Raw genomic sequence first — 12,710 nt, 5'->3', positions numbered from 1 at the left:
GCTGCCACAAAAATGCGTTAATGCCTTATCATTGCGTTGCTCTTGATGCACATTTGTGGCTAGAAACGCCAGCGAGGCGTGGCTGCCGTGGAGAGAGCGGCAGCAGTGGGGTTCTTTCGAATGGGTTATGCAGGATCTGAAGGTATGATGAAGACAGCGCGCGCTTTGTTCGCATCGCTTCTGGTGCTCAGCGCAGGCGCCTTGATCTCCGGTTGCCAGTCGGACCCCGATATCGACATCACCAAGCTCGGCCTCGAAACCGATCCGCCCGACGTGCTCTACACGCAAGGCCTTGCCAATATGAAGGCCGGCAACATGGCGGAAGCGGGGCGCAAGTTCGACGCGATCGACCGCGAGAACCCGTTCTCCGAATGGGCGCGCAAGGCGCTTGTGATGAGCACCTTCGTCAAATACCGCCAAGGCCGCCTGGACGATGCGCTTGCTTCCGGCAACCGCTACATGTCGCAATATCCGAAGTCCCAGGATGCCGCCTATGTGCAGTATCTCATCGGTCTCACCTATTCCAAGCAGATCGTCGATGTGACGCAGGACCAGCGCGCCTCGGCCAAGACGATCGAGGCGATGCAGGCCGTCGTCGACAACTATCCGAACTCCGAATACGTCGACGACGCACAGGCCAAGATCCGTTTCGCGCGCGACCAGCTCGCCGGCAAGGAAATGCAGATCGGCCGGTATTACATGGAGCGGAAGGAATATCTCGCCGCGATCTCGCGCTTCCGCATCGTCGTCGAGAAATATCCGAATACGAACCAGATCGAAGAGGCCTTGGCGCGTCTCGTCGAAGCTTATTACGCCATGGGCATCGTCGACGAGGCGCAGACAGCCGCTGCCGTTCTCGGTCACAATTATCCCGACAGCCAGTGGTACGCTGATTCCTACAAGCTGCTGCAGAACGGCGGTGCCGAGCCGCGTGAAAACAAGGGCTCGTGGATCGCGGCAGCGGGCAAGAAACTTCTTCTCGGTTCCTGAGGCCAATGCTGATCCAGCTTTCGATCCGCGATATCGTCCTGATCGAGCGGCTGGATCTTGCCTTCGAGACCGGCCTCTCCGTGCTGACAGGCGAGACCGGGGCAGGCAAATCCATCCTGCTCGACAGTCTGTCGCTGGCGCTCGGTGGGCGCGGCGACGGCGGCCTGGTGCGCCATGGCGAGGACAAGGGCCAGGTGACGGCGGTTTTCGACGTCGGCATGGAACACGGCGCCCGCATCCTCCTGCGTGAAAACGGCATCGACGACGAGGGCGACCTGATCTTCCGCCGCCAGCAATCGGCGGACGGGCGCACCAAGGCCTATGTCAACGACCAGCCGGTCAGCGTGCAACTGATGCGCCAGGCCGGTCAGATGCTGGTCGAAATCCACGGACAGCACGACGATCGCGCCCTTGTCGACACCAATGCCCACCGCACTCTGCTCGATGCCTTTGCCGGCCTCACCGACGAGGTTTCGGAGGTCTCCCGGCTCTATCGCCTGTGGCGCGACAGCGAGCGGACGCTGAAGAAGCACCGCGAGAAGGTGGAAAGCGCGGCGCGCGAAGCCGACTACCTGCGCTCTTCCGTCGAGGAACTCGAGAAGCTCTCGCCGCAGGATGGCGAGGAGGAAGAACTCGCCGATCGACGGCAGAAGATGATGAAGGCCGAGCGAATCGCCGGCGATATCGCCGAGGCGTCCGAATTCCTCAACGGCAATGCCTCGCCGGTGCCCCATATCGCCTCGCTGGTGCGCCGGCTGGAGCGCAAGAGCCATGAGGCGCCGGGACTGCTCGAAGACACCGTGACGCTGCTCGATGCTGCGCTGGACCAGCTTTCCAACGCGCAGATGGAAGTCGAAGCGGCGCTGCGCAAGACCGAATACGATCCGAGAGAGCTGGAGCGGGTGGAGGAGCGGCTTTTCGCGCTCAGGGCCGCCTCGCGCAAATATTCCGTGCCCGTCACCGAGCTGCCGGCGCTTGCCGTGCGCATGATCGCCGATCTTGCCGATCTCGACGCGGGCGAGGAGCGGCTTGCGCGGCTCGAGGCCGAGGTCGGCCTGGCGCGGGAAAATTACGATGCGGCGGCGCGCTCGCTCTCCGACAAGCGCCATCATGCCGGCACCGCACTGGCTGGGGCCGTCATGGCCGAGCTGCCGGCGCTGAAGCTCGAACGTGCCCGTTTCATGGTCGAGATCACCACGGATGCGCACGAGGCTCTGGCTGAAGGCATCGATGTGGTCGAGTTCCACGTCCAGACCAATCCCGGCACGCGGCCGGGCTCGATCATGAAGGTCGCCTCCGGCGGCGAACTCTCGCGTTTCCTGCTGGCGCTGAAGGTGGCGCTCGCCGATCGCGGATCGGCCCCGACGCTTGTCTTCGACGAAATCGATACCGGCGTCGGCGGTGCGGTGGCCGATGCGATCGGCCAGCGGCTGAAGCGGCTGTCGGAGCGTGTGCAGGTGCTGTCGGTCACCCATGCGCCGCAGGTCGCGGCGCGGGCGGCCACGCATCTCTTGATTTCCAAGGGACCGTCGGCCGACGGTTCGGAAAAGATTGCCACGCGTGTGGCGACGATGGCGCAGAAGGACCGCACCGAGGAGATCGCCCGTATGCTGGCCGGGGCTTCGGTCACCGAAGAGGCGAGGGCGGCGGCGAAGCGGCTGCTGGCCGGCAACGGCTGATTTTTCTTCCGACGTTCTTTCGGCTCGGGTAGGCGGGATGACAATCATCGCGCATCGCGATATGCGCTGAAGCTTCCCGATCGGCGGCGAGCTCAAGCCATGCGACTTTTCCATTTCAGCGACGATCCCGGTATCGTAGCGTTCGAACCGCGCCCGGTTCGCATTCCCTCCGCCCGCGCGCCCGGCCGGGATTGGCTGAACGGTCCGCTCGTCTGGGCAATCGATGCCGATCATGATTTCATGTATCTTTTTCCGCGCGATTGTCCGCGTATTCTGATCTGGGCGACGCCGGATACGTCACAGAACGAGCGGCGGCACTGGCTTGGCGATTGGCGCGGTGTCGCCTATGTCGAGCGCCATTGGCTGGAAAGGCTCGAAGCGGAGACGATCCACCGTTACGAGATGCCGGCCGAGAGCTTCGAGGATCTGGATGATGCTGGCATGTGGGTGGCCCGCAGAGGCGTCATTCCCCTGGAGAGGACCGCCATCTCGCGGCTCGACCAGGAGTTTGGGCCGCGCGGGGTGGAGGTTCGGGTGGTCGATAGCCTGCGGCCGTTAAAGGGTCTCTGGAACAGCAGCCTGCATGTCAGCGGCATCCGGCTGCGCAATGTCAGGGATTGGGAATAGGCGGGTAGACCGATCTTCCTTTCGAAGGACCGCAGCCTCTCTTTTCATCCGGCAATTTTGCTCTAAAAACAATCCAGATTTCTGGCCAGATTCTCTGGAGTGATGTTCCATGTCCACCGAAGGTTCCGCCGTCGACACGTTGACGATCGAAGAGGCTGCCGCCGAGCTCGAACGGCTGGCGAAGGAGATCGCACATCACGATGCGCTCTATCACGGCAAGGACCGGCCGGAGATTTCGGATGCCGATTACGACGCGCTGAAGCGCCGCAACGATGCACTCGAGGCGCGCTTTCCCGAGTTGATCCGCGAAGACAGCCCATCGCGGCATGTCGGCGCAGCGCCCTCCGTCACGTTCTCGCCCGTCATCCACGCGCGGCCGATGTTGTCGCTCGACAACACTTTCTCGCAGGAGGACGTGCAGGATTTCGTCGCCGGCGTCTATCGTTTCCTCGGCCGGCTGCCGGACCAGTCGATCGCCTTTACCGCCGAACCGAAGATCGACGGGCTCTCGATGTCGATCCGTTACGAAAACGGCAGGCTGGTGACGGCAGCGACGCGCGGCGACGGCACGACGGGGGAGAATGTCACCGCCAATATCCGCACCATCGCTGAGATCCCCAACGAGCTGCCGAAAGGCGTGCCCGCGGTCGTCGAGATCCGCGGCGAAGTCTATATGGCCAAGAGCGACTTCCTGGCACTGAACCGGCAGATGGAGGCGGAGGGCAAGCAGACCTATGTCAATCCGCGCAACACCGCGGCTGGATCGTTGCGCCAGCTCGATGCCAAGGTGACGGCGAGCCGCAAGCTGAAATTCTTCGCCTACGCCTGGGGCGAGATGTCGGAAATGCCCGCCGACACGCAATTTGGGATGGTGCAGACCTTCAAGGACTGGGGTTTCCCCGTCAATCCGCTGATGAAGCGATTGAACTCGGTCGCCGACATCCTGTCGCATTATGACGAGATCGGCCTTGACCGCCCGGATCTCGACTACGACATCGACGGCGTCGTCTACAAGGTCGACAGTCTTGAGCTGCAGGCCCGTCTCGGCTTCCGCTCGCGTTCGCCGCGCTGGGCGACGGCACACAAGTTTCCGGCGGAGCAGGCTTTCACGATCGTCGAGAATATCGACATCCAAGTCGGCCGCACCGGCGCCCTGACACCGGTCGCACGTTTGACGCCGATCACTGTCGGTGGCGTGGTCGTCACCAATGCGACGCTGCACAACGCGGATTACATCAGGGGCATCGGCAATAGCGGCGAGCGCATCCGCGACGACGAGCACGATATCCGCATCGGCGATACCGTCATCGTGCAGCGCGCAGGTGATGTGATCCCGCAGGTGCTCGACGTCGTCATGGAGAAGCGCCCGGCCGAGGCCAGGCCCTATGAATTTCCGAAGACCTGCCCGGTCTGCGGTTCGCATGCGGTGCGTGAAAGACATGAGAAGACCGGCAAGCTCGATTCGGTCACCCGCTGCACCGGCGGCTTCATCTGCCGGGCGCAGGCGACGGAGCATCTGAAGCACTTCGTTTCGCGCAACGCCTTCGATATAGAAGGGCTCGGTTCGAAGCAGATCGACTTCTTCTTCGAAAACGAGGACGCGTCCCTGCAGATCCGCACTGCGCCCGATATCTTCACGCTGGAGAAGCGTCAGCAGCAATCGCTGACCAAGCTGGAGAATATTGATGGCTTCGGCAAGGTCAGCGTCGGCAAGCTCTATGCGGCGATCACCGAACGGCGCAGCATTGCGCTCCACCGCTTCATCTACGCGCTCGGCATCCGCCATGTCGGCGAGACTACGGCGAAGCTCTTGGCGCGCTCCTACGGCACCTATGCGGCCTTTGAAACCGCAATGCGCGAGGCCGAGGCGCTTTCCGGCGACGCCTGGAACGATCTCAACGCCATCGAGGGTATCGGGGAGGTCGTGGCGCGGGCTATCGTCGAATTCTACAAGGAGCCGCGCAATGTCGAGGTGATCACCCGGCTGCTTGAGGAAGTGACGCCCGAGGAGGCCGAACAACCGAAGACGGCAGGCAGCCCGGTCGCCGGCAAGACTGTGGTTTTCACCGGCTCGCTGGAAAAGTTTACCCGCGACGAGGCAAAGGCGAGGGCGGAAAGCCTCGGCGCCAAGGTGGCGGGATCGGTCTCGAAGAAGACCGACATCGTCGTTGCCGGCCCCGGCGCCGGCTCCAAGCTCGATAAGGCGCGCGAACTAGGCGTGCAGACGATGGACGAGGACGAATGGCTGGCACTGATCAGCGGGTGAAGGGCTGGCGGCCAGCCGTCAGCCTCGCGCTCGCTCATAGCCTGAGCCGTGCCATCGTATAGGCGTCGACATATTCGCCGGATCGAAAGCCGAAGGCCTTCAGCAGGCCTTCTTGCTCGAAGCCGAATTTCCGGTAGAGGCCGATGGCGACATCGTTGTCGGTGTAGACAGTCAGTTCCAGCCGTTTGATATCGAGCCAGTCATCGGCAGCCTCGACCATCGCGCCGAGCAGGATCCGTCCGAAGCCGCGGCCGGTGAAATCGTCATGCACGCCCATGCCGATGCTGGCGACGTGCTGCCGGCGGCCGGAAAGACGGTTGAGGCCGCCATTGCCGACGATTTTACCGTCCTGGGTGACGACGAGGTTGAGCGCGCCTGGCGACGGATTTTCCATGTACTTGCGAACCTCTTCGACCCTCTGGTACGGCGGCCGCAAGGTGCCGGCCCGGTAGCCCGGCAGATTTATGAGATCGGTGATCTCCTCTGCATCGGACAGGCGGACGGCGCGCACGACGACGCCAACCGGCAGGCGCGCTCGGCCGCGAGGTTCATTCTCTTCGTTTTCGGACATTCATGCTCTCCATCAGTGTCGGGAGGAGAGCCGGTTTCCGAAAACCCTGCTCGCCTCGGCAGGGTTTTCGGGATGATCGGATCGCTGCTAACGCGCCATCGCTCCCGCGTACCCTTCAAGGGTCGTGGTGTGATGAATAAGCGCTGCCATGGTTACGGAACCGATCATGGCAGCAAGTTTCGATATGTGGGGTAAAAAGTCAACCTTGCGTCGTGTCGAATTTGCGCCGTGGGAAGCGGGGCGGTATTTCTGTGCCTCGAGAAACGATTCGGATTGCTGCATTGAAGACCATTGCGATTGACTTCGAGACGGCAAACGAACAGCGCGGCAGCGCCTGTTCCGTCGGCCTTGCCTGGATCGAGGACGGCAGGGTCACGCGCGTCGAGGAGCGGCTGATCCGGCCGCGGCAGATGCGCTTTTCCGGGATGAACATTGCAATCCATGGCATCCGGCCGGAGCATGTCGAGGACGCGCCCGAGTTTCCCGAGGTAATGGATGAGTTCGAGGAGGATTTTCGCGGCGCGACGATGATCGCGCACAATGCCGCCTTCGATTTCAGCGTCTGGCGGGCGAGCCTCGATCTCTACCGGCAATCCTATCCGGAGCTTACCTATCTCTGCAGCCTGAAGATGGCGCAGCGGATCTGGCCGCATTTCCTCTCGCACCGGCTGAACCTCCTCGCAGAGCATCTGGGCCTGCGATTCGTGCACCACAACGCCGCCGAAGATGCCGCCGTCTGCGCAGCGGCCGCAATCGAGATGGCAAGGGCGGTCCAGGCCCATGCCGTCCACGCTATACCGACGTTGATCGGCATGAAGCCAGGTCGGCTGACGGCGCAGGCCTACGAGCCCTGCACCTGCCGAAAGGGCTGAGTGTTCTCACGTAACCGCATTTCTTGCAAAACATGGGTCCATGCTTATCTAGAATGTGGATTATTCAGGGAGCCGCCATGTCCAGACTGCGCAATTTTCTCCTCGCCGCCTTCTCTTTCGCCGCCCTTTCCGCAGGTACTGCGTCGGCCGAAGTCGTCGGCAAGGTCGGGGTCGACTGGATCGGCAACGACATCATCGTCGATGCGGTCTCCGACCCTGACGTCAAGGGCGTCACCTGCCACGTCACCTATTTCGACCGCAGCCTGATCGACCGGTTCAAGAACGGCAACTGGTTCGAGGATCCGTCCAACAATTCCATTGCCTGCCGGCAGACCGGGCCGATCGAGATCGGCAATATCGACCTGTCCAAGGATGGCACCGAGGTCTTCCGCCAGGGCATGTCGCTGATCTGGAAGACTCTGGTCGTCAACCGCATCTACGACAAGACCAACGACACGCTGATCTATCTCGCCCATTCGCGCGAACTGACGGACGGTTCGGCGAAGATGTCGATCTCGACCATCCCGCTCTACGGGCAGAACGTTGTGTGGAAGAACGGGAAGCCGCAGTAGGGCAGGCCGTCTCCCCCAATCCCCTAATCCCTGTGCTTGTCACAGGGATCTAGCGCGCCCAAGTCCTCGGGCGTAGGAAGCTCATTTCCCTAAATAGCTGGGTTGTTCACCGCGCAGACGCGCGGTGGCCGGATCCCTGTGACGAGCACAGGGATGAGGGTCGTGGAGGCTGTGCCATGTTGCCTGGCGAGATCAGGCCGCTTCATATCCTCTAAACATAAAGGCCCGGACGAGCCGGGCCTTCGAATTCCAGGATATGAGTATTCCTCAGGCCGCCTGTGTCAGCTCGTCGGCAATGACCGTGTCGAGGTTCAAGAAGCAGACCATGGTCTTTTCGAGCGCGACGATGCCGCGGCAGAAGGCGCGCTGGGCTTCCGGGATGATTTCCGGCGGCGGCTGCAGGTCTTCGCTCTTGATGGTCATCATGTCGGAAACCTGCTCGACCAGCAGGCCGACCAGCTTGCCGGCGATGTCGGTGACTATGATCGCCGAGCGCTCGGAGGGCTCGGTCATCTTCATGCCGAGGCGGCAGGCCATGTCGATAACGGGGATCACCGCACCGCGCAGGTTGATGAGACCCAAGACGTAGGGCGGGGTGTGCGGCATCGGCGTCACCGGCGCCCAGCCGCGGATTTCGCGGATGGCCATGATGTCGATGCAGAATTCCTGATCGCCCAGGTGGAACGAAACGATTTCGAGATAAGCGCCCGACTGCTTGATGGCGTTGTTGTTGTTCATGGTCAGAATTCTTCCCAGTTGTCCCCAGCGGGAGAGGCGATGCAGAACCGCCGTTAAATATAGATGTGACGGCTTAAGTCTTTCCTAACGATATGTATTTTCGGATTGCCCGTCGCTTTAGAGGTAAGCCATTCATACACATGCATTTTTGATCCATGCAGATTCCTGAGGGCGGATTTCGTTGCCGTGGCCGTTTCTGCCGGTGAGACAATTCAACACGGGTTCGAAAACATATTCTTGAATTGCGCGCCTCCGGTCGAGGCTATAATCACGCCAGCAGTGGCGGGCGGCACATCCGCCTGGATCGAGGATTATGCCAATGAAGACATTCCGCATCGCCGTCTGGGTCGGTGTCCTGATACTGGCCGGGTTTCTCGGCGGGTTCACGTACTATCTCAACAGATCGGGGAATGTGGTGGCGGAGGCTCCCTTCGGCGTGCCCTTTACCCTGGTCTCCCAGAGCGGGCAGCCGATCACCGAGGAGGCGCTGCGCGGCAAGCCGACGGCGCTGTTCTTTGGCTTCACCCATTGCCCGGAAGTCTGCCCGACGACGCTTTTCGAGCTGAACGGCTGGATGGAGAAGGTCGATCCGAAGGGCGATAAGCTGCAGGCCTATTTCGTCACCGTTGATCCGGAACGCGACACGCCTGAGATCATGAACGAATACGTCTCCAATGTTTCCAAGCGCATCACTGGCATTTCGGGCGCGCCCGATAAGATCGCCGAGGTCGTCAAAGGGTTCCGCGTCTACGCCAAGAAAGTGCCGGTCGACGAGAAGGATCCGAACGGCGACTATACGATGGACCACACCGCGTCGGTCTTCCTGCTCGATTCGGCCGGGCGATTTTCCGGAACGATCGCCTATGGCGAAAACCCGGACACGGCGGTAAAGAAGCTGGAGAATCTCGTCAGCAAGGGGTGACAGCTTCAGCGTGATGGGGCGTTGGCTCGATCGGTGGCGGGCAACGGAAACGGGAAAGACCGCCTATCGTGAGTGAAATCCGCCTTTACGTGACGACGACCGAAAGCAAGGCCGAGGAGATCCTCGACCTTCTGAGCGCGGTCTTCGGCGAAGAAGACTTTGCCATCGGCACCACCGAGATCGACGAGAAGAAGGATATCTGGGAAGCCTCGATCTATATGATGGCCGAGGACGAGGCAGAAGTGCGTTCCCGCGTCGAGACGGCACTGACGACTGCCTTTCCCCAAGCCGTGCTGGAGCGGGAAGTCATTCCCGAGGTCGACTGGGTCGTGAAATCGCTGGAGGGGCTGAAGCCCGTCAGGGCAGGGCGCTTCCTGGTGCATGGTTCGCATGACCGCGACAAGGTCCGTCCCGGCGACATAGCGATCGAGATCGATGCCGGCCAGGCCTTCGGCACCGGCCATCACGGCACGACGGCGGGCTGCCTCGAGGTGATCGATAGCGTGGTGCGCTCGCGCCCGGTCCGCAACGCGCTCGATCTCGGCACCGGCAGCGGCGTACTGGCGATTGCGGTGCGCAAGCTCAGGAACATACCGGTGCTGGCGACCGACATCGATCCGATCGCGACGAAGGTGGCGGCCGAGAACGTGCGCCGCAACGGTATCGCTTCGGGCATCGTCACCAGAACCGCGCCGGGCCTTCATTCGACGGCCTTTTCCGAGCATGGTCCCTTCGATCTCATCATTGCCAACATTCTCGCCCGGCCGCTGATCCGCATGGCGCCGAAGCTTGCGACGCATATTGCGCCTGGCGGATCGGTTATTCTCTCCGGCATCCTTTCCGGGCAACGCTGGAAGGTGATCGCCGCCTATAGCGGCGCGAGGCTTCGCCATGTCAGAACCATCTGGCGCAACGGCTGGGTGACCATCCATTTCGATCGGCCTTGACGAAGGAGAGTTGAGGCAGCGCGGCTTGCTCCCTCTTCTCCCCGCTGGGGCGAAGGGGAACCTGCGGCACGCTGGTCATTCCAACAACAAAAAAGGCGGTGCCGATGGCACCGCCTTGGACCGGTCTATCCGGTCAATGCCCGCGAGCTCAAGGGGAGGAGCGCTCGAGCGGGCTCTACTGCATTCCAATAGGCCGGTCCGGGAGGGAGGAGACGGACTGGCTTTCAGGCTTAGAACGCGTAGCTGGGGGCGCCCTTGTGGCGCGTGGCCCGCTGGCCGGCGCCGAGCAGCTTGAGGCTGTCCTCGTTCTGCGGGCGGCGGGCGCCGATCACGTGACGCACGGTCTGGCGTTCGCCAGCCTGCACCGGGCTGCTATATGCGAAGCGCGAGAGAGAGGCGGTCATTTCAAGAATTCCTTTGTTTACAGGTTCATCGCGAACCGTTCGATGACGCCTATATAGCTATTCTGAAATGCGGAGGCAGAGGGTTTCGCTCATGGGAGCCATGCGGCCAATGCATAAAGCGTGCCAAATTAACTTTTGGCGTCACAGTTCTGTCAAAATGTTGAGCGGTCCCAGGGGTTTCGACTCGTTTTGTCGCTTTTTCTCCCCATCGGTTGAAATTTCGCTAACATGGCCGGCATCCCATTAACCGGATTCGTTTCAATCATTCGGGTTTCCAGCATGTTCCAGTCCTTCGAGGTTACCTCCACGCCGCAATTCGGCAGGGATCGTGTATCGGCGCTGCGCGCCGGTTTCGATTCGCTCGGCATCGACGCCTTCCTCGTGCCGCGCGCCGATGAATTCAATGGCGAATATGTTCCAGCATGTTCGGAGCGCTTGGCATGGCTGACGGGCTTCACCGGCTCGGCCGGCATTGCGATGATCCTGCGCACGCAGGCGATCGTCTTCGTCGACGGACGCTATGTGACGCAGCTTGCCGAACAGGTCGACGGCTCGGTCTTTTCGGGTGGCGATCTCGTCAACGAACCGCCGCATGTCTGGCTTGCCGCAAACGGAGCCAAGGGCCTGCGGCTCGGCATCGACCCATGGCTGCATGCAGGGGCCGAGGTGCGCCGTCTGGAAAGGGCGCTGTCGGAGATCGGCGGCACGCTGGTCTTCCTGCCGTACAATCCGCTCGACAGGCTTTGGGCTGACCGGCCGGCCGAGCCGCTTGGCGCGGTCAGCGTCCAGAACGTCGCGCAGGCCGGCGTTCTGGCGAGGGAGAAGATCGCGACGATCGCCGCGGATCTTTCTAAGAAGAACCTTGCGGCGGTGCTGATCGCCGATCCTTCTTCGGTCGCCTGGACCTTCAATATCCGCGGCGCCGACGTGCCGCACACGCCGCATCCGCTGGCGCGTGCCATCATTCATGCCGACGGCCGGGCCGAGATCTTCCTCGACAAGCGCAAGACCGGCATCGAGCCGGAGGCCTATCTCGCGCAGATCTGCACGCAGCTGCCGCCATCGGCGCTGGAAGAAAAGCTCGCTGCCGTTTCCAGGGATGGCGGCCGCGTGCTGATCGACCCTGACATCGCCGCCTATGCGCTGGCGGAGATCATCCGCAAGGCGGGCGGCGAAGTGGTGGAGGGCGCCGATCCCGCCAAGTTGCCGCGCGCAGTGAAGAACGACGTCGAGATCAACGGCTCGGCCGCCGCGCATCTGCAGGACGGGGCGGCGATGGTGGAATTCCTTTATTGGCTGTCGCAAACGAAGCCCGGCACGGTGAGCGAGATCGCTGCTGCCGAGCATCTCGAAGCTGCGCGCGCCCGCGTCGGCCAGAGCATGCAGAACCCGCTGAAGGACATTTCCTTCGACACGATTTCGGGCGCCGGCGAACATGCGGCGATCATGCATTATCGCGTGACGACCGAGACCAACCGGATGATCGAGGCCGGCGAACTCTTCCTGATTGATTCGGGCGCGCAATATATCAACGGCACGACCGACGTCACCCGCACCGTTGGCATCGGCACTGTTTCGGAAGAGCATCGGCGCTTCTTCACGCTGGTGCTGAAGGGGATGATAGAGATCAGCACGGCGCGTTTCCCGAAGGGCACGCGCGGCTGCGACCTCGATCCGCTGGCGCGCATCGCGCTGTGGCGGGCAGGGGCCGATTTCGCCCATGGCACAGGCCACGGCGTCGGCTCCTATCTCTCGGTGCATGAGGGGCCGCAGCGCATCTCCAGGCTTTCGACGCAGGAACTGCTGCCCGGCATGATCCTTTCGAACGAGCCTGGCTATTACCGGCCGGGCAGCTTCGGCATCCGCATCGAGAACCTGATCTATGTGCGCGGGGCCGAAGAGATCGAGGGCGGCGATGCGCCGATGCTCGGATTCGAGACGCTGACGTTCTGCCCGATCGACCGCAGCCTCGTCATTCCGGAGCTTCTGACCCACGACCAGTTGCACTGGTTCAACGACTATCATCGCCGCACATGTGAGGCGCTGATGCCGCTGATCCATGATCACGATGTCAGGACATGGCTCGAAAACGCGACGCTGCCGCTGGAATATTGAGAAAACG

The 12,710-nt window shown here is 62.0% G+C and carries 12 protein-coding genes; 9 read left to right on the top strand and 3 right to left on the bottom strand.

Annotated features, from left to right (window positions below):
* Positions 1-120 precede the first annotated feature (120 nt).
* From G9X68_RS20875 to ligA, 4 genes are all read left to right on the top strand, one after another.
* Positions 121-990 (top strand): outer membrane protein assembly factor BamD, encoded by an 870-nt coding sequence (locus G9X68_RS20875; RefSeq protein ID WP_171604057.1) that lies wholly within the window; start codon positions 121-123, stop codon positions 988-990.
* Positions 991-995: 5 nt separating this feature from the next.
* Positions 996-2,669: a DNA repair protein RecN gene (recN, locus tag G9X68_RS20870; protein WP_171604056.1), complete on the top strand. Its 1,674-nt coding sequence runs from the start codon at positions 996-998 to the stop codon at positions 2,667-2,669.
* 99 nt (positions 2,670-2,768) lie between these two features.
* Entirely contained in the window at positions 2,769-3,296 is a 528-nt protein-coding gene (locus G9X68_RS20865; protein WP_171604055.1) for a DUF6886 family protein, read from the top strand.
* A 109-nt stretch (positions 3,297-3,405) separates the two neighbouring features.
* Positions 3,406-5,562, top strand: a complete 2,157-nt coding sequence (gene ligA / locus G9X68_RS20860) for an NAD-dependent DNA ligase LigA (protein ID WP_171604054.1) — start codon at positions 3,406-3,408, stop codon at positions 5,560-5,562.
* Positions 5,563-5,596: 34 nt separating this feature from the next.
* Here ligA and G9X68_RS20855 read toward each other — a convergent pair whose 3' ends face one another.
* Entirely contained in the window at positions 5,597-6,133 is a 537-nt protein-coding gene (locus G9X68_RS20855) for a GNAT family N-acetyltransferase (RefSeq protein WP_171604053.1), read from the bottom strand.
* A gap of 281 nt (positions 6,134-6,414) precedes the next feature.
* On the opposite strand from G9X68_RS20855, the gene G9X68_RS20850 reads away from it, so the two are divergent.
* Entirely contained in the window at positions 6,415-7,005 is a 591-nt protein-coding gene (locus tag G9X68_RS20850) for a 3'-5' exonuclease (protein WP_171604052.1), read from the top strand.
* A 77-nt stretch (positions 7,006-7,082) separates the two neighbouring features.
* A complete protein-coding gene (locus tag G9X68_RS20845; RefSeq protein WP_171604051.1) occupies positions 7,083-7,577 on the top strand; it encodes a CreA family protein in 495 nt (164 codons plus the stop codon).
* Between the two features lie 267 nt (positions 7,578-7,844).
* On the opposite strand, the gene G9X68_RS20840 is transcribed toward G9X68_RS20845, so the two are convergent.
* Complete coding sequence (locus G9X68_RS20840; RefSeq protein ID WP_003541378.1) at positions 7,845-8,315, bottom strand: chemotaxis protein CheW; 471 nt, start codon at positions 8,313-8,315, stop codon at positions 7,845-7,847.
* 319 nt (positions 8,316-8,634) lie between these two features.
* Here G9X68_RS20840 and G9X68_RS20835 point away from each other — a divergent pair, with 319 nt between their 5' ends.
* Positions 8,635-9,237 carry an SCO family protein gene (locus G9X68_RS20835; protein WP_168310000.1) on the top strand — a complete coding sequence of 201 codons (603 nt, stop codon included), beginning with the start codon at positions 8,635-8,637 and terminating at the stop codon, positions 9,235-9,237.
* Between the two features lie 68 nt (positions 9,238-9,305).
* Complete coding sequence (locus G9X68_RS20830; protein WP_171604050.1) at positions 9,306-10,184, top strand: 50S ribosomal protein L11 methyltransferase; 879 nt, start codon at positions 9,306-9,308, stop codon at positions 10,182-10,184.
* Positions 10,185-10,414: 230 nt separating this feature from the next.
* Here G9X68_RS20830 and G9X68_RS20825 read toward each other — a convergent pair whose 3' ends face one another.
* Positions 10,415-10,588 (bottom strand): hypothetical protein, encoded by a 174-nt coding sequence (locus G9X68_RS20825; protein ID WP_003541368.1) that lies wholly within the window; start codon positions 10,586-10,588, stop codon positions 10,415-10,417.
* Between the two features lie 279 nt (positions 10,589-10,867).
* Here G9X68_RS20825 and G9X68_RS20820 point away from each other — a divergent pair, with 279 nt between their 5' ends.
* Positions 10,868-12,703 (top strand): aminopeptidase P family protein, encoded by a 1,836-nt coding sequence (locus G9X68_RS20820; protein WP_171604049.1) that lies wholly within the window; start codon positions 10,868-10,870, stop codon positions 12,701-12,703.
* Positions 12,704-12,710 lie beyond the last annotated feature (7 nt).

The organism is Rhizobium changzhiense (assembly GCF_013087625.1).
Classification (GTDB): Bacteria; Pseudomonadota; Alphaproteobacteria; order Rhizobiales; family Rhizobiaceae; genus Rhizobium; species Rhizobium sophorae.
Note: the sequence above shows the minus strand (reverse complement) of the source record. Positions and strands in the feature narration are given on the sequence as shown.